The sequence below is a fragment of the Catellatospora sp. TT07R-123 genome (genome assembly GCF_018327705.1).
Classification (GTDB): Bacteria; Actinomycetota; Actinomycetes; order Mycobacteriales; family Micromonosporaceae; genus Catellatospora.
The window spans coordinates 2,297,429-2,319,319 of the sequence record NZ_BNEM01000002.1 but is presented as its reverse complement, the minus strand read 5'-3'; the positions used below and the strand labels follow the sequence as shown (position 1 = coordinate 2,319,319).

General features: G+C 73.3%; 19 protein-coding genes and 1 pseudogene. 10 read left to right on the top strand and 10 right to left on the bottom strand.

Translation table 11 applies throughout. The annotated features are described in order from the left end of the window. Positions 1–3 precede the first annotated feature (3 nt). From Cs7R123_RS30365 to Cs7R123_RS30345, 5 genes and pseudogenes are all read right to left on the bottom strand, one after another. Complete coding sequence (locus Cs7R123_RS30365; RefSeq protein WP_212831491.1) at positions 4–243, bottom strand: hypothetical protein; 240 nt, start codon at positions 241–243, stop codon at positions 4–6. A 78-nt stretch (positions 244–321) separates the two neighbouring features. After that, positions 322–1,296: an asparaginase gene (locus tag Cs7R123_RS30360; RefSeq protein WP_212831490.1), complete on the bottom strand. Its 975-nt coding sequence runs from the start codon at positions 1,294–1,296 to the stop codon at positions 322–324. Positions 1,297–1,342: 46 nt separating this feature from the next. After that, complete coding sequence (locus tag Cs7R123_RS30355) at positions 1,343–3,568, bottom strand: germacradienol/geosmin synthase (protein ID WP_244872238.1); 2,226 nt, start codon at positions 3,566–3,568, stop codon at positions 1,343–1,345. Positions 3,569–3,765: 197 nt separating this feature from the next. Beyond that, the gene (locus Cs7R123_RS30350; protein WP_212831488.1) at positions 3,766–4,599 is read right to left on the bottom strand and encodes a GNAT family N-acetyltransferase; all 834 of its coding nucleotides are present in this window, start codon (positions 4,597–4,599) and stop codon (positions 3,766–3,768) included. 106 nt (positions 4,600–4,705) lie between these two features. Next, positions 4,706–5,992, bottom strand: a pseudogene (locus tag Cs7R123_RS30345) (alpha-L-fucosidase); the annotation flags it as partial. 89 nt (positions 5,993–6,081) lie between these two features. Between Cs7R123_RS30345 and Cs7R123_RS30340 the strand changes: the two are divergent. Both Cs7R123_RS30340 and Cs7R123_RS30335 read left to right on the top strand, forming a co-directional pair. Then, a complete protein-coding gene (locus tag Cs7R123_RS30340) occupies positions 6,082–6,939 on the top strand; it encodes an AraC family transcriptional regulator (protein WP_212831486.1) in 858 nt (285 codons plus the stop codon). A 128-nt stretch (positions 6,940–7,067) separates the two neighbouring features. Beyond that, positions 7,068–7,745 (top strand): LysM domain-containing protein, encoded by a 678-nt coding sequence (locus tag Cs7R123_RS30335; protein WP_212831484.1) that lies wholly within the window; start codon positions 7,068–7,070, stop codon positions 7,743–7,745. A gap of 117 nt (positions 7,746–7,862) precedes the next feature. Here the strand turns inward: Cs7R123_RS30335 and Cs7R123_RS30330 are convergent, their stop codons facing one another. Beyond that, entirely contained in the window at positions 7,863–9,104 is a 1,242-nt protein-coding gene (locus Cs7R123_RS30330; RefSeq protein ID WP_212831482.1) for a cation:proton antiporter, read from the bottom strand. A 9-nt stretch (positions 9,105–9,113) separates the two neighbouring features. Then, the gene (locus Cs7R123_RS30325; protein ID WP_212831481.1) at positions 9,114–9,596 is read right to left on the bottom strand and encodes a cation:proton antiporter regulatory subunit; all 483 of its coding nucleotides are present in this window, start codon (positions 9,594–9,596) and stop codon (positions 9,114–9,116) included. A 113-nt stretch (positions 9,597–9,709) separates the two neighbouring features. Here Cs7R123_RS30325 and Cs7R123_RS30320 point away from each other — a divergent pair, with 113 nt between their 5' ends. Beyond that, the gene (locus Cs7R123_RS30320; RefSeq protein WP_212831480.1) at positions 9,710–10,957 is read left to right on the top strand and encodes an MFS transporter; all 1,248 of its coding nucleotides are present in this window, start codon (positions 9,710–9,712) and stop codon (positions 10,955–10,957) included. Between the two features lie 7 nt (positions 10,958–10,964). Here the strand turns inward: Cs7R123_RS30320 and Cs7R123_RS30315 are convergent, their stop codons facing one another. Beyond that, positions 10,965–11,522 carry a GNAT family N-acetyltransferase gene (locus Cs7R123_RS30315; protein WP_244872237.1) on the bottom strand — a complete coding sequence of 186 codons (558 nt, stop codon included), beginning with the start codon at positions 11,520–11,522 and terminating at the stop codon, positions 10,965–10,967. Positions 11,523–11,677: 155 nt separating this feature from the next. On the opposite strand from Cs7R123_RS30315, the gene Cs7R123_RS30310 reads away from it, so the two are divergent. The 5 genes from Cs7R123_RS30310 to Cs7R123_RS30290 all read left to right on the top strand — a co-directional run bounded on the left by Cs7R123_RS30310 (position 11,678) and on the right by Cs7R123_RS30290 (position 16,968). After that, the gene (locus tag Cs7R123_RS30310) at positions 11,678–12,964 is read left to right on the top strand and encodes a M20 family metallopeptidase (RefSeq protein WP_244872236.1); all 1,287 of its coding nucleotides are present in this window, start codon (positions 11,678–11,680) and stop codon (positions 12,962–12,964) included. Between the two features lie 203 nt (positions 12,965–13,167). Next, on the top strand, positions 13,168–15,564 hold the full coding sequence (locus tag Cs7R123_RS30305) for a nitrate- and nitrite sensing domain-containing protein (protein ID WP_212831479.1): 2,397 nt from the start codon (positions 13,168–13,170) through the stop codon (positions 15,562–15,564). A gap of 45 nt (positions 15,565–15,609) precedes the next feature. Then, positions 15,610–16,017, top strand: coding sequence for a roadblock/LC7 domain-containing protein (locus tag Cs7R123_RS30300; protein ID WP_212831478.1), 408 nt, complete (start codon positions 15,610–15,612; stop codon positions 16,015–16,017). 80 nt (positions 16,018–16,097) lie between these two features. Beyond that, positions 16,098–16,409, top strand: coding sequence for a DUF742 domain-containing protein (locus tag Cs7R123_RS30295; RefSeq protein ID WP_244872488.1), 312 nt, complete (start codon positions 16,098–16,100; stop codon positions 16,407–16,409). After that, positions 16,390–16,968 (top strand): ATP/GTP-binding protein, encoded by a 579-nt coding sequence (locus Cs7R123_RS30290; protein ID WP_212831477.1) that lies wholly within the window; start codon positions 16,390–16,392, stop codon positions 16,966–16,968. Before Cs7R123_RS30295 ends, Cs7R123_RS30290 begins: the two co-directional genes overlap by 20 nt. An 87-nt stretch (positions 16,969–17,055) precedes the next feature. On the opposite strand, the gene Cs7R123_RS30285 is transcribed toward Cs7R123_RS30290, so the two are convergent. Beyond that, positions 17,056–19,038, bottom strand: coding sequence for a proprotein convertase P-domain-containing protein (locus tag Cs7R123_RS30285; protein ID WP_374707041.1), 1,983 nt, complete (start codon positions 19,036–19,038; stop codon positions 17,056–17,058). A gap of 164 nt (positions 19,039–19,202) precedes the next feature. On the opposite strand from Cs7R123_RS30285, the gene Cs7R123_RS30280 reads away from it, so the two are divergent. Beyond that, the gene (locus Cs7R123_RS30280; RefSeq protein WP_212831469.1) at positions 19,203–19,802 is read left to right on the top strand and encodes a cadmium resistance transporter; all 600 of its coding nucleotides are present in this window, start codon (positions 19,203–19,205) and stop codon (positions 19,800–19,802) included. Between the two features lie 3 nt (positions 19,803–19,805). On the opposite strand, the gene Cs7R123_RS30275 is transcribed toward Cs7R123_RS30280, so the two are convergent. Then, positions 19,806–20,372: a DUF4352 domain-containing protein gene (locus tag Cs7R123_RS30275; protein ID WP_212831467.1), complete on the bottom strand. Its 567-nt coding sequence runs from the start codon at positions 20,370–20,372 to the stop codon at positions 19,806–19,808. 266 nt (positions 20,373–20,638) lie between these two features. Between Cs7R123_RS30275 and Cs7R123_RS30270 the strand changes: the two genes are divergently transcribed. Then, positions 20,639–21,889, top strand: coding sequence for an MFS transporter (locus Cs7R123_RS30270; RefSeq protein ID WP_212831465.1), 1,251 nt, complete (start codon positions 20,639–20,641; stop codon positions 21,887–21,889). Positions 21,890–21,891: the final 2 nt, after the last annotated feature.

Sequence of the window (21,891 nt, the reverse complement as noted above, 5' to 3'; positions counted from 1 at the left end):
CGGTCAGGGTTCGTGGGGGTCGAGGCGGTGGCGGAGGTCGTCGCGGCGCTGCTCCAGCTCGCCCAGCAGCGCCTCCTGCTCCTGGGTCTCGGCGAACAGCTCGCTGACGTCCCCGGGATCGCCCGGCCCGTCGTCGCGGTTGCCGATCTCCTCGTGGATGCCCTGCGCGCTGCGCCGCAGGTCGGCGATCAGCCGTTCGACCTCCGCCAGTTCCGCCCGCGTGGCCGCCTCGTCGGTCGCCATGGCCCGCCCCCTCGTACGCTCGACCGCTTTCTCACCCATTGTCCGCAGCCGTACGCGGTCGAGGGCGGGTTCGGCCGATCAGAGGCGGGCGAACCAGTCGCGTACGGCCTCGACCCCGCCGCCGCCGAGCGCGGCCATCAGCGCCACCCGGGCCTTGGCCGGGGCCAGGCCGCGGGCGCCGATCGCGCCCATCCCGGCGGCCAGGCCGGTGCCCGGCGGCAGGTCGGCCAGCGCGACCGCGCCGGTCGCGCTGCGCGAGGCCACCACCACCGGGATGTCCCAGCCGACCAGCTCGCCGACGGTGCTGAGCAGCCCGACGGGGATGTTGCCCGAGCCCGTCCCGGCCAGCACCACGCCGCGGGCCCCGGCGTCGACGGCCGCGTGCAGCAGCCCCGGCTCCATCCCCGGGTACGTGGCGATGAGCGCGACGTCGGGCTCGGGCTCGCCGGACACGGCCGGGGGCCGGGGCGGCGGCGCGGCCAGCAGCTCGACCTTGGTGCCGATGACCTGGCCCAGCGGTCCGGCCGGGCCGGAGTCGAACAGGGCCACGCGGTCGGCGTCGACCAGGGTGGCCAGGCGGGCGGCGTGCAGTTCGCCCGCCGCGCAGACGACCGCGCCGACCCCGGTCAGCACGGGGTCGGCGGCGGCGGTGATCGCGTCGGCGAGGTTGCCCGGCGCGTCGGCGTCGGGGTCGTCCAGGCGGCGCAGGCCGCCGGTGAAGACGATCGCGCCCCGGTCGGCGGCCGGCCCGGCCAGCAGATCGGTCAGGTAGGCGCTCTCCTCCAGGGTGTCCGGGCCGTGCGCGACGACGACGCCCTGGTAGCCGTCGTCGAGCAGCGCGGCGCGGACCCGGCGGGCCAGCGCCAGCATCGTGGTGGGGGAGATGTCCCAGCTCGGCTCGGCCATCACGTCCGCGGCGGCGACGTGGACCCCCTCGGCGAGCGGGCCGGCCGCCGCCAGCAGCTCGTCGGCGGTGGCGACGGCCGGGCGGTCGCCGCGGTGGGTGTGGGCGTAGGTGTCCTTCAGCGCCAGCAGCAGCAGCCGTACGGTCATGACAGAACTCCTATCGCGTCGCCCGCCGCGGCGTCCACCCGGGTCGTCACGCGACGGCGAGCGACTGCGGCAGCCGGGCCGCCGAGGTGCCCAGGCCGGTCAGGCCGGGCAGGGCCGGGGCGGTGTGGTGGCGGGCGCGCAGCTCGTGCTCGCCGTAGCGGATGCAGGTGTCGTGCCACACCAGGATGCCCGACATCCAGTCCTTGAGCTGGCCGACGTAGCGGTCCAGGCTGTCGCGCACCGGGTGGGGCAGGTCGAGCTGGGCGTACAGCTGCGGCAGCTCGACGGCGTCCAGGTGCTCGAACTGCCGCATCCGCTGGTTCATCAGGTCGGCGACGACGTCGCGGGCGGTGTACGGGTCGCAGCCCAGGAACCGCTCCACCACGAACACCATGTTGTGCACCTCGTCCTCGTACTGGATCTCCTTCTGGTACGAGTACAGGTCGTTGGTGAGGCAGGCGTAGTCCTGCGCGGCGTGTTCGAGCTGCTGGAGCACCCGGTGCGCGTACAGCTCGTCGGGGACGGTGTCGGCGTGCGCCAGCCGGGCCAGGCCCATGGTCATGTCCGAGCCGAACGTGGCCCGCCGCATCTCGACGTAGTCCACCGGGTCGGGCACCCGGTTGATCGCCTGGTTCTCCAGCTCCCACACCCAGGAGGCGATCATGTCGATCACCGCGACGCGGAACCGGGCCCGCGCGTGGGGGCCCATCGGCCCGGCGGTGCGCAGCCACAGGTCGGCCAGGCCCCGCTCCAGCGGGGTCACCGCCTCGGGCGCCGCCGCGCCGTCCAGCGGCATGAACAGCGCCAGCCGGTCGTTCTGGACCCGCGCCCCGGCCAGGTCGCGGGTGCGGCCGTAGCGCACCGGGTACAGGTCGTCGCCGTAGGTGCCCCAGGCCAGCCAGTCGGCGGACAGTTCCAGCTGCTCCGGGCTGGCGTCGACGTGGATCATCGCGGCGCAGTGGGCCAGGTCGTACCCGGCGACCAGGCCCGCGTCCCAGACGGTGATCGGGCCGTCGCCGGGCGCGGGCTCGAAGAAGCCCATCTGCTCGCTCCAGGCCAGCACGTGCCGCCGGGCCTGGGCCAGGTGCGGGCTGGTCCGATGGGCGTACGGCATGTGCAGCGGCGGGATCGGCAGGTGCCCGACGACCCGCCCGGTCGGCACGTGCGCGTGCTGGACCAGGAAGGTGCGCACCCCGGGGGCGAGGTGGCCGGGCCACGCGGCCGACGTGCCCAGCCCGACCGGCCGCCCGCTGAGGTCGGCGGCGTCGCGGTCGCGCAGCTTCTGGTAGCGGCTGGACCGGGCGTGCCACTCGTGCCCGCCCGCCTGCCAGTCCTGCAGGCCCTTGGCGTACAGCGCGACGGCGAGCTGGTCCTCCAGCGGCACCCCCTGGGCGGCCAGCAGCTGGGGCAGTTCGGTCAGCGCGGTGTGCTCGAACTGGCGCAGCCGGGAGGTGAGCAGCTCGTTGACCAGGTCCGCGGCCCGCTGCGGAGCCAGGTCGAGGAAGCGCTCCAGCACCAGCACGGCGTTGGAGTTCTCGCCCTCCTCGGCGACCTCGCGCTGGTAGGAGAACAGGTCGTTGCGCAGGTGGACGGCGTCGGCGAAGGTGTCGCAGAGCACCCGCAGCGGCCGCAGCGCGGCCAGGTGCGCGGGGATCTCGGCACCGGCCGCGTACTCGACGAGGTTGGCCGACCAGGGCGCCCCGCCGACCCGCCGCCGCATCTCGATGTACTCGATCGGGTTGGCGATGCGGTGCCGGCTGATGTTGTCCAGCTCCCACATGGACTCGACCATGAGGTTGTGGGTGCTGGCGACGAAGCGCCGCCGCCAGCCGTCCGACATGGCGGGAATCGTCCGCGCCCACAGGTTCGCCAGCCCCGCCTCCGCCGGGTTGCGCGGCTCGGGCACCTGCGCACCCGGCTCCGTCATGAACAGGCTCAGCCGGTCCAGGTAGGCCTGTGCGCCGGCCAGATCACGGGAGTACTTGAACTCCTCCAGGAAGTGGTCGTCGAAGAAGAAGACCCACACGTACCAGTCGGTGACCAGGTCGAGGGTGGGCTCGTCGCAGTCGGGGTGGGTGTAGGCGCACATCAGCCCGTAGTCGTGCCGGTTGAGGCGCTCGGCGTCCCATACCGGCTCGCCCGACGGCCCGACGGCGTCGAGCATGCCCATCTCCTTCGCCCAGGCGTTGGAGTGGTCGCGGGCGTGCTGCTCGTGCGGGTTCAGCCGGGCGGGGTAGGGCAGGTAGAACTCGGGCAGGTCGAACGCTGGCATTGCGGCTCCTGACGGGTCGGGGGCGGCGTAGCCAGCACGACATTACCGATAAAACGGACTTCTGGGTAGATGTCTCCTGGCGTTGATCCTCGTCCGCCCAACGACCCACGGCGCGGCCGCGACACGGGCGACGATGCGGCCATGATGGACGGTCACCGTCCGAAATGGAAATCGTTCACGCCGCCGCCCGAAGTGGATCAGCCGAGTGCCTGCATGAGGGGGCTGTAGTGCGGGCCGCGGTCGCCGCGCACCGGCCCGCGCGCCATGATCGTGCAGGTGAAGCGCTCGGTCAGCCCGTGCGCCAGCGCCCATGCGCGCAGGTGCGGCCGCCGCTCGTCGAAGTCCATCCGGACCAGCCCGTCCGTGCCCGCGAGCGACTCGGTGATCAGCGCGAGGGCGTCATCGTCACTCTCAGCGACGACAGGACCCACCATCAGTCGCTCGGTATTGGGCCACACGCCCGCGAACCCGGTGATCTCGCCGCCGCGCTCGACCACCCGCAGGCTCCGGCAGAAGCCGGGCAGCCGCCGCAGCACCTCCGTGCGCTCGGCGCCCATGGCGCGGGCGTCCACCCGGATGATCGCGGGCAGGTCCGCCCCGGTCGCCGGGCGCGACACCGGGTCGGCGGGCAGCGCCAGGGGCGGGGTGAAGACGCCCGCGTGCACGTGCCGCACGCCGACGGGCTCGAAGCCGAGTTTCTCGTACAGCGGACGGCCGTGCTCGGTCGCGTCGAGGATCGCGGTCGCCGGACCGGCCTGGTCCAGCGCGTACCGCATCAGCCGCCGCCCGAGGCCGCGCCCCTCCAGCCGGGCGGCGACCAGCACCATGCTGATCGCGGCGACGCCGGTGCCGTACCGGGTGAGGATGGTCGTCCCGACGATCGTCCCGTCGTCCTCGCGCAGGCCGTAGGCCTCGCCGACGGAGAACAGGAAACGCCACTTGCCCTCCTCCGACAGCCAGCCGCGGTCGTCGGCCAGCGCGAGGCAGCCGGGCAGGTCGTCGAGGGTCAGGCGCACCACGTCACTCGTCACGACCGGATGCTCGCACCCCCGGCGGGCTCCGGTCATCTCCGTTTCGGCCCTGAGCGGGCAACTCGGGTGGTCTTGGGCCCGGGTCCGGTCTGGGGGGGGCGGGCGGTCAGTTGCGGCCCTGGCCCCGGTAGAGGTCGAGGGGGCCGTCGAGGTCGACGGCGATCACGGTGGCGTGGGGGTCCACGTCGGCGGGGGCGGGGGCGTCGATCCAGGTCACGCCGGGCACCGCGCCGTGGCCGCCGGTCACCCGGTGACCCAGCTCGGCGCCGGTGCCCAGCACGTACGCCCGCCGCACCGGCGTGCGCAGCCCCTTGACCGCCAGCTCACCGGGTGAGCCGAAGCAGACCAGGTACAGCGTGCGCCCGTCGGCCGACAGCGTGCTCGGGCCGTAGTGGTGCCCGGCGGGCAGGCCCGCGCCCGTGCCCCACACCGCGGCGCCGTGCCGGGCGATCCACGCGCCCAGGCCCTCCAGCCGCTCGACCTGCTCGGCCGGGATCACGCCCGCGGCGGTCGGGCCCACGTCCAGCAGCAGGTTGCCGCCCAGCCCGATCGTCTCGGCGAAGTAGCGCACGAGCTGCCCGACCGATTTGAAGTTGGTGTCGGAGTGCCGGAAGCCCCAGCTGTCGTTGATCGTCAGGCACAGCTCCCACGGCCCGTCCGGCGCCGCCATCGGCAGGCCCTGCTCCGGGGTGGCGTAGTCGCCGAACGACAGCATCCGCGCGTTCAGCACCGTCTGCGGGTTGGCGGCCATGATCCGCTCCGCCAGCGGCGCCAGCCGCCACTGCGACTCGTCGCGCTCCCACTCCCCGTCGAACCACAGCAGGTCCGGCCGGTACCGGTCGACCAGCTCGCCGACCTGCCCGTCCCGGTAGTCCAGGTACCGCGACCAGGCCTGCGGGTCGTCGGGGCGGCCGTCCTGCGGGGCCACCCACCGGCTGTCGTTGACGTGCTGCTGCTCGCCCCGCGAGCGCACCGACGGGTACAGCGGGTGGTTCCAGTCCGAGTGCGAGTAGTAGAAGCCGACCTTGAGCCCCTGCTCGCGCAGCGCCTGCGCGTACGGCCCGAGCAGGTCGCGCCCCGCCGGGGTGTGCCGGACGACGTTCAGGTCGCCGTGGTCGGTGTCCCACAGCGCGACGCCGTCGTGGTGGCGCGAGGTCAGCACGGCGTAGCGGGCCCCGACCCGCGCGAACAGCTCCGCCCACGCCCGCGGGTCGTAGTCGGCGGCGGTGAACCCCTCCGTCTGGCGCATGTACTGGTCGTGGGGCACCTCACCGGCGTAGAACGCCCACGACTCCAGGGTGCCCTCGACGGCGTAGATCCCCCAGTGGACGAAGATGCCGAGCTTGGCGTCGGCGAACCACGGCTGCATGGCCACGTTGGCTTTTCTCCAGGTTTCCTCGCTGGGCGGTGACCTGGAGAGGTTATGTGGGCCCGGCCGCGCGCAGCGTGGGCTGTAATCACCACTGCTGGTAGATTTTCACCATGCCGGACACGCTGGACGCACCGGCGCCACTGCCGGAGCCGGAACTGGAGCCGGGCGGCGCGCGGGTGCGGCTGCGGCTGCACGAGCCGCCGCGCGTGGTCAACATCGGCGTCGGCGTGCACGGCGTCGGCACCTCCCGCGACGTGTTCCTGCTGCCCGACCTGTGGCAGCTGCACCTGTACGGCTACCACGCCGAGCTCGCCCTCGGCGGGGCCGTGCACGAGATCCGCCCCGGCCACGTGAGCCTCATCCCGCCCGGGTGCGAGGTCGCCTTCCGCTACCGGGGGCGCTCGGAGCACCTGTACGCCCACCTGCGGCTGCCGCGCACCGGCCCGGCGCTGTCCGTGCCGGTGATGCAGGACGCCGCCGAGCGGACCCCGGCCCTGCGCGACCTGTTCGGCCAGGCCCTGGCCGCCGCGCCGCGCGACGGCGGGCACGCCGACGCCGAGGTGTGGGCGCTGCTGTGGCGGATCAGCCGCCTGCCCGGCCCGGCGGCGTCCGCGCCCGGCGGGCCGCATCCGGCCGTGGCCGCCGCGACCGCACACATCGAGCTGCACCTGGCCGAGCCGCTGACCGTGCCGGAGATCGCCCGGCACGCGGGCGTCTCGCACAACCACCTGACCCGGCTGTTCCGCGCCGAGACCGGCGACACCGTGGTGGCGTACCTGCGGCGGCGCCGCCTGGCCCGCGCCGAGCACCTGCTGCGCCGCTCCACGCTGTCCATCCCCGCGATCGCCGCCCAGGTCGGCCTGCCCGACCTGCAGGCCTTCAACAAGGCCTGCCGCCGCGAGCTCGGCGCCTCCCCCCGCACCCTCCGCACCCCGCGCCCCCACTTCGGCGCCCCCAGCTCGCCCTGAGGTGAGGAAGGGCGCCCTCTTGTCGCAATACGTGCTAGCAGGGCCCCTTCTTAACGCCGGCCTGGCGCGATAGCGGCCGGGTGGGCGGGCGAAAAACCATAAAATGGGCGCGGAGGGGGTGGTTCGCCATGCCCATCAAGCGCTGGCACAGGGTGCGGACCGGGCCGACCGGAGACAAGATCATTTCGATCTTCGAGAAGTACTACCCGAAGAAGCGCGACCTCTACGTCAGCTCCGGCATGGACGGCGACCACGGCGGCTCCAGCCACCACTACGGCCTGGACTACCGCGGCTCGCCCACCGCCGCCGTCGACTTCGGCGTGGGCGCGAAGGCCGGGACGGGCCGCGACCTGGCCAGATGGATCGAGGACGAGTTCCACGACCAGTGCGTGGAACTGATCCACACCACCCCGTACGGCGACGACGACGGCTTCTACGTCAAGAACGGCGAGAGGATCTCCTCGTACGGCGCCTCCGTCGACGCCGCGCACGCCGACCACGTACACCTGGCCATGTCCGCCGCCCAGGCCGACGAGGTGCTGACCCGCCTGGAGCGCAAGTACGGCGACAAGGTCGCCGCCACCCGGGCCCGCCGCACCACCACCGCCAAGAAGACCACCGCGAAGAAGGCGCCCGCCGAGCAGGCCGCCGGTGCCGCGAGCAGGCGCTACACCGTCAAAACCGGCGACACCCTCACCGCGATCGCGGCCCGCTTCGACACCACCGTGCTCGACCTGCGCCGCCTCAACCCGCAGATCACCGACCCCGACCTCATCCAGCCCGGCTGGCGCCTGCGCATCACGTGACCCGCCGCCGTCGCGCGCCGTCGCGCGCCGCGCTGTCTGGGTGCAGTTTCGGGGAAAGTGCACGAATCATGACCGCGATTCCAGCACTTTCCCCGAGACTGCACGCTCGCCTGAGCGTCAGGAGGTGCGGGGGTGAGGGACGGGGATGGGGGGTCCGTCGGGGGTGGGGGACGGGGCGGGGACGGGCTCGGCGGCGGGGTGGCGGCGGCGCTGGGCCAGGCGGCGGACCACCGGCTCGACGCCGCGGGCGACCAGCGGCCCGAGCACCGCGAGGATCAGCACGTACGCCGCCGCCAGCGGCCCGAGGCGCGGGTTGATGCCCGCCGCGACCGCCAGGCCGGCGATGACGATGTTGAACTCGCCCCGGGGCAGCAGCGCCACACCGGCGCGCAGCCGGCCCGCCGCGTGGATGCCCGCCCGCCGAGCCGCCCACCAGCCGGTGGCCAGCTTCGTCGCGATACCCGCGACGGCCAGCGCCAGCGCGATGCCGATGACCGGCGGCAGCTGCGCCGGGTCGGTCTGGAGTCCGAAGAAGACGAAGAAGACCGCGGCGAACAGGTCCCGCAGCGGGGTCAGCAGCTCCCTGGCGGTGTGCGCCAGCGGACCCGACAGCGCGATGCCGACCAGGAACGCGCCGACCGCCGCCGACACCTGGAGCTGCTGGGCCACCCCGGCGACCACGATGGTCAGCCCGAGCACCTTCAGCAGCAGCACCTCCTCGCTGGGGGAGTGCACGAACTTCTCCACCCACTTGCCGAACTTCAGCGCCACCACCAGGATCACCGTGATCGTGGCCCCGGCGATGCCCAGCGTGGTCAGCCCGGCCAGGAAGCCGACCCCGGCCAGCATGGCGGTGAGGATCGGCAGGTAGACGGCCATCGTCAGGTCCTCGAAGACCAGCAGCGACAGCACGACCGGCACCTCGCGGTTGCCGAGCCAGTTCAGGTCGGCGAGCACCTTGGCGGTGATGCCGGACGAGGTGACGTACGTGATGCCGCCGAGCGCGACGGCGGCCACCGGACCCCAGCCGAGCAGGAGCGCGGCGATGACGCCCGGGGCGCTGTTGAGGACCAGGTCGACCAGGCCCGCCGGGGCGTTGTGCCGCAGCGTGCCGACCAGTTCGGGTGCCGTGTACTCCAGGCCGAGGGTGAACAGCAGGAGGATGACGCCGATCTCGGCGCCGGTGGCGGTGAACTCCTCGGTGGAGACCAGCGGCAGCAGGCCGCCCTTGCCGAACGCCAGTCCGGCCAGCAGGTAGAGCGGGATCGGGGAGATGCCGACGCGCACCGACAGTGCGCCGAGCAGGCCCAGGGCGAGGATGACCGCCCCGATCTCGATGAGGGTGACGGCTCCGTGCACGGGCGCCCCTCAGCCGTTGTTCAGGATGTCGGACACGGAGGCGGTGCCTTCGGCGGTGCCGACGGCCACGGCCAGGTCGCCGGGCCGGAACTCGAAGTCCGGCCGCGGGCTGGCCAGGATCTCCCCGGCCCGGATCACGGCGACGACCGAGGCGCCGGTACGGGTGCGCGCCTGGGTGTCGCCGAGGGTGCGGCCGTCGTACGGCGAACCGGCGGTCACCGGGATCTGCACCGTCTGGAGCCCGACGACCTGGCGGCGCAGGTCGGCCAGCCGCTCCACGATCCGGGCGGTGCCGAGCAGCTCCGCCACCCCGTTGGCCTCGTCGGTGGTCAGCGACAGGGTCGCGACCGCGGTATCGGGATCGTCGGGGTGGTAGATGACGATGTCACGACGGCCGGAGACGTGGGACACGACGGCGGCGTGCTGTCCCTTGGCGGTCTCGAACTCGTGGCGCAGGCCGATACCCGGCAGTGCGGTGCGCTCGACGTCCAACGGTGAACCTCCCGGTGCGGCGTCAGGATTTGCGATCACCTTACCCGCACCGGCACCGACATCGGCAAACTCGAACTTGACCTCAAGTGCGCTTGAACCGCCAACCTCGTCGCATGAGCCTGCACCCGGTGGCCGAACGGCTCGGCCTGCCCCGCACCCGCGGCAACGGCCGCCTGCTGGTCGCGCTGGCGATCGACGCCCTTGGCAACGGCGTGATGGCGCCGTTCCTGCTGCTGTTCCTCGGTGCGTGGACGGGGCTGGACCTGCTCGTGATCGGATCGGTGCTGACCGCGGCCCGGCTGGCGGCGCTGCCGCTGGGGATGGCCGCCGGGCCGCTGACCGATCGGCTGGGGCCGCGCCGGGCCCTGGTGCTCAGCGGTGCCGCGCAGGCCGCCGGGACCGGCGGCTTCCTGCTGTGTACGGGCCCCGCGCAGGTCGCCGCCTGCGCCCTGCTCGCGGCGGTCGGCGACGCCGTGTTCTGGGTGGCGTACCGGTCGCTGACGGCCGCCGTGGTGCCCGAGCCGGACCGGCCGCGCTGGCTCGGCGCCCAGATCGCGCTGCGCAACGCGGCGTTCGCGGTGGGCGGGCTGGCCGCGGCACTGGTGGTGGCCGCGCCCGGCCGCACCGGTCTGGCCGTGCTGGCGGCCGCGAACGCGGCGAGCTACCTGGTGCTGGCGGTCATGATCGGCACCTGGCACCCGGCCGTCGCGCCGACCGCACGGCACTCCGATGTGGACGCGGTCTCCTACCGCGTGGTCCTGGCCGACCGGCCGTACCTGCTGTTCGTCGGGGTGAACCTGCTGCTCGTCGTGGCGATGGCGACGCCCGCGCTGCTGCTGGCCGTCTACGTCGGCGAGGTCCTGCACGGACCGGTGTGGCTCGTGGGCGTGGCGTTCACGGTGGAGACGGTGCTCATCGCGCTGTGCCAGACCGTGGTCGGCCGGGTGCTGGAGCGCCGCCGCCGGACCTCGGTGCTGCGCTGGGCCGCGCTGGCCTTCGCCGCCTCCTCCGCCGCGTACGCGCTGCTGCCGGCGGTGCCGGGTGGGCTGCTGGGACCGTGCCTGCTCGGGGCGGTCCTGATCACGACGGCGGCGAACCTGCTGGAGGGCCCGACCGGGATCGGCCTGGTCACCGACGCCGCCCCCGACCGGGTACGCGGCCGTTACACCGCCGTCTACCAGCTCTCGTGGAACGTCGGCAAGGCCGTCGTGCCGGGCGCGGCCGCCTGGCTGCTCGACCGGGGGCCGGCCGTGCCGTGGCTGGCCCTGACCGCCTGCTGCGTCCTCGCGTACGCCCTGCTCACCCGGCTGTCCCGGCTGCTGCCCGCCCACGTCGACCGACCGGCCGTCGCGGTCGGGTAGCAGCAGGTCAGAAGGCGGGGCGGTTGTTGAGGATCTTCTGGAAGAGGACGTGGTCGCGCCAGTGGCCGTCGATGTGCAGGTAGTCCCGGGCGGTGCCGATCCGCTCGAAGCCGCTCTTGGCGAGCACCCGCTGCGACGCGGCGTTGTCGACCAGGGTGCCCGCCTGCAACCGGTGCAGCCCGAACTGCTCGTCGGCGGCCCGGCAGGCCACGGCCACGGCGGCGGTGGCCAGGCCGCGACCGGTCTGCCCCGCGTCGACCCAGTAGCCGAGGTTGGCGCTGCGCAGCGGCCCGAACATGATGTTGGACAGGGTGACCGCGCCGAGCACCTGGTCGCCGTCGTGCAGCAGCCACGGCGCCATGTGCCCGGACTCGGCCAGCGCGAGCTGGTCGCGTACCCGGGCGACGTGCGCGGTGGTGGTGAAGAACTCCTCGTCGCGCTGCGGCTCCCAGGGGCGCAGGTGTTCGCGATTGCGCCGGTACGCCTGCGCGATGGCGTCCGCGTCGGCCACGCTCGGCAGCCGCATCACCACCCCGGGCAGCACGGGTAGCACTTCGCCGATCATCCCCTCACCCTAACCCGCACCCGCTTCGGCGCACTCCTTCCGTCGTCGGCAGGCTGCAGTTTCGGGGAAAGTGCTGGAACCGGCGACCGGATCGCCGTGCTTTACCCGCAAGTGCGGCCTCGACCGGGGGTGGGCGGGGGCGGTAGCGTGCCGCCATGTCTGTGCCCGCGCCCGCCGCGTCCGACACCGTTTCCGCCACGGCGGCCGAGCCCGCGTCCGAGGGCGGTCACGACGGGTCGGGGCCGGGCGGCCGGTTCCTGGTCGACGTCGAGGCGATGCGTGACGAGCTGATCGCGCTGCGCCGCGACGTCCACCAGTACCCGGAGATCGGGCTCGACCTGCCGCGAACCCAGGAGGCGGTGCTGCGGGCGCTGGCCGGGCTGCCGCTGGAGGTCGGCACGGGCACCGGGCTCAGCTCGGTCACCGCCGTGCTGCGCGGCGGCCGTCCCGGCCCGGCCGTGCTGCTGCGCGGCGACATGGACGCGCTGCCGGTCACCGAACTCAGCGGCCTGGACTACGCGTCCCGGATCGACGGGGCGATGCACGCCTGCGGCCACGACCTGCACGTGGCGATGCTGGTCGGCGCGGCCCGGCTGCTGTCGGCGGCGCGCGACGAGCTGCCCGGCAGTGTCGTGTTCATGTTCCAGCCCGGCGAGGAGGGTCCGGGCGGGGCCGAGCCGATGATCGCCGAAGGACTGCTGGAGGCGGCCGGGGTGCCGCTGGTCGGGGCGTACTGCCTGCACGTGCTGTCGGGGTGGCTGCCCCACGGGCAGTTCACCACCCGGCGCGGCACGATGCTGGCCGCCGCGGACACGCTGCACGTGACCGTGCACGGGGCGGGCGGGCACGGGTCGGCGCCGCAGTTCGCCCGCGACCCGATCCCGGCGGCGTGCGAGATGGTGCTCGCGCTCCAGACGTTCGTGACCCGCAGCATCGACGTGTTCGACCCGGCGGTGGTCACCGTCGGCACGTTCCACGCGGGCACCGTGGAGAACGTCATCCCGGCGCGGGCGCAGTTCTCGGCGACGCTGCGCTCGTTCTCGCCGCAGACCCGCGAGCGGTTGCGTACCGGCGTGCAGGACGTGGTGAACCACATCGCCGCCGCGCACGGGCTGACCGCCGACGCGGTGTACGTCCCCGGCTACCCGGTGACGGTCAACGACGGCGGCGAGGCCGACTTCGCGGCCGCGACGGCGGCGCAGCTGTTCGGGGCCGAGCGCTTCGCCTGGATGGAGCACCCGGAGGCGGGCGCGGAGGACATGTCGTACGTGCTGGAGCGCGTGCCCGGGGCGTACCTGAACCTGGGCGCCTGCCCGCCGGAGCTGGACCCGCTGACGGCGCCGCTCAACCACGCGCCCGAGGCCCGTTACGACGACGCGCTGGTGCCCGACGGCGCGGCGCTGCTGGCCGAGCTCGCCTGGCGCCGGTTGCACCGGGGTTAGCGCTCCGGTTCCCTTCCCGACGGACACCACTCTCTAAAATGGAGGGTGGTGTTCGTCTCTTTGTCGCACTCGTTGTGCGACAACCTCGGCACGGGTTCGTGTTGAGTGCGATACGCCGATCACCTTGCGTATCGGTGACGGCACCAACAGATGCGGACCGGGCCGGTCGGCACCCTTCTAGAGACGTCGCTGGGGCGGTGGTGATGAGTCTCCGGACCTCGAACCTGCGGGCCAAGATCGTATTCCTGCTGGTGTCCCTGTCCGCGCTGTGGCTGTTCGCGGCCTTCGTGACCACGCGCGAGGGGCTGAACCTGTTCTGGATCAGCACCCTGGACCAGCAGGTGGGCCGGCCGACCGACGCGCTGGTCGCCGACCTGCAGGCCGAGCGCCGGCTGTCGGTGGTGCTGCTGGCCGGCGACACCGCCGCCCGCGAGCAGCTGCTGCGCGCCCGCCAGGACACCGACGAGGCCGTCCGCAAGGTGCGCGAGTCCGTCGACGGCACGCTGGTCGGCCTGGCCGCCTCGCCGCTGGCCCGGCAGCGCATCGACGAGCTGCTCGCCGGACTCGACAAGATCGCCCCGGTGCGGATGGGCGTGGACACCGGCCGGATGGAGCGCGCCGACGTCGCCGACTACTACACCGACACCGTCGCCGCCGCGTACCAGATCTTCGCCAACATCGCCCGCTTCGACGACCCGGAGATCAACGACCAGCTGTCGCACCTGCTGACCATGTCGCGCGGGCGCGAGCTGATGTCGCAGGAGGACGCGCTCATGTCCGGGGTGCTGGCCGCGGGCCGGTTCACCTCGGCCGACGCGGCCCGCTTCGCCGAGCTGGTCGGGGCGCAGCGCTACGTGCGCGCCATCGGGACGCAGGGCCTGCCCGACGACGTGAAGATCTACGACCCGGTGCTCAGGGGCGCCGCGCTCACCCGCCTGCACGCCGTCGAGGAGTCGGTGATCACCGGAGTCCGCGACGGCGCCGCGCCCCCGGTGTCGCAGCAGGTCTGGCGGCAGGCGTTCGACCCCGCCCTGACCGAGCTGGCCCAGCTCGACATCGACCTGGCCGACGCGGCCATCGCCCGCTCGCGCGGCCCCATCGTCTGGACCGTCATCCGGCTCATCCTCGCCGCCGGGCTCGGCCTGATCGCCGTCATCGCCTCGATCGTGCTGTCGATCACCACCGCCCGCGCCATCGTCACGCAGCTGCGGCAGCTGCGCGACGCCGCCCACGAACTGGCCACGGTGCGCCTGCCGCGGGTGGTGCAACGGCTGCGCCAGGGCGAGGAGGTCGACGTGGCAGCCGAGGCGCCGCCGATCGCGGGATTCGGCGGCGACGAGCTCGGGCAGCTCGGCCGGGCGTTCAACGTGGCGCAGGAGACGGCCATCCGCACCGCCGTCGAGCAGGCCGAGCTGCGCAGTGGCGTACGCGACCTGTTCCTCAGCCTGGCCCGGCGCAGCCAGACCCTGGTGCACCGCCAGCTGGGCATGCTCGACGCGATGGAGCGGCGCACCACCGACTCCGCCGAGCTCGACGAGCTGTTCCGCATCGACCACCTGGCCACCCGCATGCGCCGCAACGCCGAGAACCTGATCGTGCTCGCCGGGGCGGTGCCCGGCCGGGGCTGGCGCCGCACCGTGCCGATGATCGACGTCATCCGGGGCGCGGTCGCCGAGGTCGAGGAGTATCCGCGCGTCGAGGTCCGGCCCAGCGAGACCGTCGGCCTCGCCGGGTACGCCGTCGGCGACGTCATCCACCTGCTGGCCGAGCTGATGGAGAACGCGCTGTCGTTCTCGCCCCGGCACTCCAAGGTGCACGTCGGCGGCTCCTCGGTGGGCAGCGGCTACGTCATCGAGGTCGACGACGCGGGCCTGGGCATGACCGATCTCGACCTCGCCGAGGCGAACGCGCAGCTGGCCCACCCGGTCGAGTTCTCGCTCAGCGGCACCCCGCGCCTGGGCCTGTACGTCGTCGGCAAGCTCGCGCAGCGCCACCACCTCCAGGTGCGCCTGCAGCACGGCCGCGGCGGCGGCACCACGGCCGTGGTGCTGATCCCGGCCGAGCTGCTGGCCGAGGGCTGGTCGCCGCAGGGCCCCGGGCTGGACGACGAGGGCAGCGGCGAGCTGCCGGTGGTCCCCGCCCTGCCCGCGGCGCCGCGTCCGCCGCAGCCCCGCGCCGTCGCGCAGAGCCCCGCCGAACCCGCCGCCCCCGAGCAGGCGGCCGCCGAACCGGCGGTCGCCGAGGGGGGTCCGGCACGCATCCCCGCGCCGCGCGACGGTGCCGCCGAGGCCGAGTTCACCCCCTCGGGCCTGCCGGTGCGCCAGCGCCGCCCCTCGCCGCACCCGGCCGAGCCGTCCGGGACCGCCGTGCCGGTCCCGGACGCCGCAGCGGCCGAGGCGATCGAGGCGGAGGCCGAACCCATTGACGACGACGGTCCTGACACCGTCGCCGACCTGCCGGGACTGCGCGAGGAACAGGTAAGAGCCCTGTTCTCGTCGTTCCAGAGCGGCTCAGATCGAGGCCGCCGAGAGGCGGGCCTCATGTCCGTCAACGGATCTCCACCGGCGGCCCCACCCCCGCCACCGGCCGACCGGTCCTGAACCCGGTCATGGCGATCAACCACCGGAAGGGAAAGCACGATGCACGTGGAGCAGACAACGAGCGCGGTGGCCGACCTGGCGTGGCTGGCCGACGACTTCGTCGACCGGGTGGCCCAGGTGCGCAAGGCCGTCGTCCTGTCCTCCGACGGCCTGCTGATGGCAGCCTCCAGCGGGGTGGGCCGCGAGGACGCCGAGCACCTGTCGGCGATCGCTGCCAGCATGTTCGGCCTGGCCAGGGGTGCCGGGCGGCACCTGGGGCGGGGCAAGGTCCGCCAGGCGGTGATCGAGACCGACTCGGGGTTCCTGTTCGTCACCGCGGCGGGCAACGGGGCCTGCCTGGCGGTGGTCGCCAGCCGCGAGGCCGACGCCGGCATGGTCGCCTACGAGATGGCCATGCTGGTGGTGCGGGTGGGCCAGTTCCTGACCGCACCGGTCCGAAGCAGCGGCGCGTGAGCGCCACCGGGGCGCTCGGCCCGGCGGACGGCCTGAGATGGCTGGACGACGACGCCGGGCCGGTGGTGCGGCCGTACGCGATGACCGGCGGCCGCACCCGCCCCATGCACGGCGACTTCGACCTGATCGAGCTGGTGGTGGCCACCAGACCGATGCTGTCGGTCGACGCGGGCATGGGCACCGAGCTGGCCGAGATCATCCGGCTGTGCCAGCGGCCGCTGTCGGTGGCCGAGGTCGCCGCGCGGCTGCGCCTGCCCGCGGGAACCGTACGCGTGCTGCTGGCCGACCTGGCCGAGCGGCAACTCATCCGCCGGCGACCGCCGGTGGACCTCAGGCATCTGCCAACCCAGGACATCCTCAGGGCGGTCATCGATGGGATCCGAGCACTCTGACGTCGCGCCGCTACCGGCCGCGTTCAAGATTCTGGTCGCCGGCGGCTTCGGCGTGGGCAAGACGACTCTCGTCGACACGATCAGCGAGATCGCGCCGCTGCTGACGGAGGAGTACCTCACCGACGAGAGCGTCGGCGTGGACGACGTGTCCGGGGTGGAGGGCAAGAACACCACCACGGTGGCACTGGACTTCGGCCGCATCACCATCAGCGCGGAGCTGGTGCTGTACCTGTTCGGCACCCCCGGCCAGCAGCGGTTCGCGTTCGTGTGGGACGAGCTGGCGCACGGGGCGATCGGGGCGGTGGTGCTGGCCGACACCCGGCGGCTGGAGGACGCGTTCGGCTCGATCGACTACTTCGAGCAGCGCGGCATGCCGTTCGTGGTGGCGGTGAACTGCTTCGACGGGGCGAAGGTGTACCAGCCGGACGAGGTCGAGCAGGCCCTGAACCTGGACCCGCACGTCCCGGTGCGGCTGTGCGACGCCCGCCGCCGAGACTCGGTGAAGGAGATCCTCGTGGCGCTGCTCGAACACGTCATGAGCGCCCCCCAGCCGGCCTGACCGCCGGTAGGGGCTCGACCCTCTGAAACGGGCCGCGGCCCCGGGCGGTGTGATGCCCGGGGCCGCGGAGTCGTGCGGACGAGATCGCTACAGCGTCAGCGTCCAGGAGTTGAGGTACCCGGTGTCGTTAGCCGCCGCGTCCTGCACCCGCAGCGTCCAGGTGCCGTTGCGGGTCTCGGTGGACAGGTTCACCGTGAACGTCTGGTCGATGTTGTCGGCCGAGCCGCCCGCCCGGTTGGACAGCACGTACGCGCTGCCGTCCGGCGCGATCAGGCTCACCACCAGGTCACCCTTGTACGTGTGCACGATGTGCACCTCCACCGTGGAGGTCGCCGAGGCGGTCCCGGTGCAGCCGGAGACCACGATCGTGCTGTTGACCGTGGTGTTGTCCGGGATCGTCACGTCGGTGCCGTTGGTGCCGCCGCACGCCGGGGGCACCGAGCCGCCGAGGCTCAGCGTCCAGGAGTTGATGTAGCCCACGTCGCCCGACGCGGCGTCCTGCACCCGCAGCTTCCAGGTGCCGTTGGCGACCTCCGACGACAGGTTGACCGTGTAGGTCTGGTCGATGTTGTCGGTCGCGCCGCCGGTCCGGTTGTGCAGCAGGTACGCGCTGCCGTCCGGCGCGACCAGGTTCACCGCCAGGTCGCCCTGGTACGTGTGCACGATGTGCACCTCGACCGTGCTGGCCGAGCCCGCGTTGCCCGCGCAGCCCGACACGGTGATCGACGACTCGACGGTGGCCAGGTCGGCGATGGTGACGTCGGTGCCGTTGCTGCTGGTGCAGCCGGGCGGCCCGGCCACGGTCAGCGTGAACGTCGCGGTGTGCGTGGCGTCGGTGCCCGTGCCGGTCACCGTCACCGGGTAGGTGCCCGTCGGCGTGCTGGTCGTGGTGGTGACGGTCAGCGTGGACGACCCGCCCGAGCTGACCGACGCCGGGCTGAACGACGCGGTGGCACCGCTGGGCAGCCCGGCAGCGGTCAGGTTCACCGTCTGCGCGGCGCCGTTGGTGACCGCCGTGCCGATGGTCGAGGTGACCGACCCGCCCGCGGTGGTGCTGCCCGAGGCGGGCGTGGCGGCGATGGAGAAGTCGTTGACCGCCGGGGCGGGCGCGACGGCCAGCGTCCACAGCGCGTACGCGGCGGCGTCGCCGGAGCGGTTCAGCACGGTGTCGCTGATGTTGCTCGGGTATGTGTCGCAGGACGAGTGGTAGCACGGGTCGTAGTCGCCCGTGGTGCCGCCCCACTTGGTGACCTGCGCCGACGTCTTGTTGGCGCTGGCGCCCGCGGCGACGCCCGAGGTCTGCACGCCCACGGCGTTGAAGGATGCGTCGTCGGACCGGCCGGCGCCCTCGACGTTCTCCTCCGGTGCCAGCCCCGGGAAGTTGGTGTCGTAGTACTGCTTGAGCACCTGACCCGGGGTGGACGTGATGCGGTTGATGAAGTAGCCGCCGTTGGTGGAGGCGACCATGTCGAAGTTGAAGTACGCCTTGATCTTGGTGCGCTCGGTCGACGACAGCGCGTTGGCGTAGAAATCAGAGCCGTTGAGGCCCTGCTCCTCGTCGGTCCACCAGCCGAACCGGACGTGGTTGAGCATCGTCGGGTTGGTGGCGGCCAGCGTGAGGGCCATCTCCAGGATCGTCGCCGAGCCGGAGCCGTTGTCGTTGATGCCCGGCCCGGCCGAGACGCTGTCCAGGTGGGCGCCGAACATGTAGACGCTGTTGGCGTCGCCGCCCGGCCAGTCCGCGATCACGTTCGGACCGGCTCCCGACGTACACCCTGAGGTGCAGTTCTGCTTCACCACGCTGAACCCGGCGGCGACGAGCTTGTCGTAGACGTAGGTCACCGAGGCCGTGTATCCGGACGTGGTCGAGCGGCGGTTGCCGCCGTTGGCGGTGGCGATGGTCTGGAGCTGCTGGAGGTGCGCCTTGACGTTGGTCAGCGAGATGTCCGGGATGGCCGCCAGGGCGGCGGCCGGGGCGGGGGCGGCTTGCGCGGGGATGCCCACGCCCAGGGTCGCGGCGCAGGCCAGGGCGACAGTCGCCAGGCCGCGCAGGATCGGGTGTCTCGTCACGCCGTTCTCCTCTTTTCGGTGGTGCCGGGGTTGCCGGTCCTGCGGAGGATAAGGCATGAGGTAGACAGATTTGAATAGGTGAAAATGATCGCCACGCTGCGCCTCCGTCTCGGCGAACGAGCCGGACGGGCCGGGCGTGGCGGCCGCCCCGTAGGCTGCCCGCCATGGCCCAGCCGCTCGGCACCGCGCTCGCCGCCGCAGGCGTGTTCGCGGGCACCAACATCGACGACCTGCTCGTGCTGACGGTGCTGTTCCTGTCCGCGCGCGCCTCGGGCGTGCCGGCCCGGGGCGCGATCTGGGCCGGGCAGTACGCGGGCATCGCCGCGCTCATCGCCGTCTCGGCCGCCGCCGCGCTGGGCCTGGCGGTCGTGCCGGGCCGGTGGGTCGGGCTGCTCGGCCTGGTCCCGCTGGCTCTGGGCGTACGCACGCTGCTGCGCCACCGCGCCGGCGACGGCCAGGACGGCCCCGCCGTGCCCGCCCGCACCGCGTGGGCCGTGGCCGGGGTGACCGTCGCCAACGGCGCCGACAACATCGCCGTCTACACCCCGGTGCTGCGCACCGCCGGGCTCGGCGCGGGCATCGTCATCGTCGCGGTGTTCGCACTGCTGACAGCGGTGTGGTGCCTGGCCGGGTCATGGCTCGGCGGCCATCGCCACGTGGTCGCGCTACTGGAGAAGGCCGGTCACCGCCTGGTCCCGGCCGTGTTCATCCTCATCGGCGCCGTCATCATCGCCGAGTCCGGCGTGCTGTCCGCCCTCTTCTGACGCTCAGAGCGTCCAGTAGCCGCGCACGTCGTTGCCCAGGTCCGGGCGCAGCTGGGCGCGCAGCCCCGCCAGCGCGTCCTTCGGCACGTCGAACACGACCACCCCGGCGACCTTCTCCCCGCTGTTCAGGGTCACCGACTGCATCCCGTCGTCGAACCCGAACGGCAGCACCGGCTCGAACAGCGACCCGTCGGCGGCGACCAGCGCGAAGTCGCAGTAGCAGGCATAGGTCTTGCCCGACACGACCCGCACCTCGACCGCCAGCGCCACGAACACGCCCTTCTTCGGGCGGATCAGCGAGCTGTCCGGGGCGGCGGTGTGCCGGGTGGCCTTCGCCACGGTGTACGACACCCGGTTGTCGCCCAGCCCGCCGCTGGTGGTGATCGTCTGGCCGACCTTCGCCGACGGCGGCCCCTGCGGCGCGGCCGTCGAGGCGGGCGCCCCGGACGGGCCCGTGCCCTCCACGTCGGCCCGTTGGGGCTTGACACCGCAGGCCAGTGCGGTGAGGGCGGCCAGGATGAGCACCGCGGTCAGCGCCGTACGCCCGGCGCGGGGGGTGGGGGCGGGCACGCGAGCATCGTAGCCGCCACCGGTGATCACGTGCGGAAACCCGTTTGCCGCCCCCTCGCCCGCCCCCTAACCTGGGCCTTCGGCTCCGCCGCTCCCAGCCCCGTGCCCAAGACCGCGCAAGTTGCCTGGCAATCGGGCACTTGGACGGTCAAGATACGCCCGATTGCCCGGCAACTTGGCTGATCTTGACGGGCGCGTGGGCGCGTGGGCGCGCGGGGTGCGGGTGCGTGGGGTCGGGGAGTGTCGGGGTCAGGGGAGTGGGCGTCATGCGGGTCGGGGTGCCGTCGGTGCTGCGGGAGGAGCCGCAGTTCGCCCGGTATTTCGCCGGGCAGCTGCTGTCGGTGCTCGGTGACCGGATCACCATGGTCGCGCTGCCGTTCGCGGTGCTGTCGGTCGGCGGCAGCGCCTCCGACGTGGGCCTGGTCGCCGCCGCCGCGCTCGTGCCGTTCCTGCTGTTCGCCCTGGTCGGCGGCGTATGGGCCGACCGCCTGCCCCGCCACCGCGTCATGCTCGCCAGCGACGTGGTGCGCGGCGTGCTCCAGGCCGCCATCGCGGCGCTGCTGCTGTCCGGCACGGCCCGGGTCTGGCACCTCGTCGTGCTGATGGGCCTGTTCGGCATCGCCGACGCCTTCTTCACCCCGGCCGCCACCGGCCTGATGCCGCTGGTGGTGAGCCAGCACCGGCTCCAGGAGGCCAACGCCCTGCGCGGCTTCACCTTCTCCACCGGCGTGGTCATCGGTCCGGTGGTGGCGGGAGCCCTGATCGCGGGCTTCGGGCCGGGCGGCGCGATCGCGCTGGACGCGGCGACCTTCGGCGTCAGCGCGTACTTCCTGGCCAGGCTGAATCCTCGCGCTCCGGAGAGCACCGCCGAGCACGCGCCGTTCCTGCGGCAGCTCGTCGACGGGTTCGCCGAGGTGCGCTCGCGCAGCTGGCTCTGGGCGACGATGGGCGTGGTCTCGGTGTACCACGTGATCGTGCTGCCGTCGGTGTTCGTGCTCGGCCCGGTGCTGGCCGAGCGGGAGTTCGGCGGCGCGGCGGGCTGGGCGGCCGTGGTGACCGGCTTCGGCGTCGGCTCGATCGTCGGCGACCTGATCGCGCTGCGGGTACGGGTGCGGCGGCCGCTGATCGTGGCCGCCGTGGCCTTCGCCGTCTCCTCCTGCCAGGCGCTGGTCATCGGGGCCGGGCCGAACCTGCTCGTGATCGCGGCCCTGGAGGCGGTCACCGGCGTCGCGGTGTCGCTGGCGTTCACGCTGTGGGAGACGGCGCTGCAGGAGCACGTGCCGCAGGCGTCGCTGTCGCGGGTCAGCTCGTACGACCACCTGGTGTCGACCGGGCTGATGGCGGTGGGGCTGGCCGTGGCCGGTCCGGCCGCGGACGCGTTCGGCATGCGCCCGACCCTGTTCGCGATGACCGCGGTCGGCGCGCCGGCCGCGCTGCTGCTGCTCGCCCTGCCCGCGGTGCGCGCCCTGCGCAGCGCCCCGGCGGTGCCCGCGGCGGTCCCGGTCGCGACCGCCTGAGG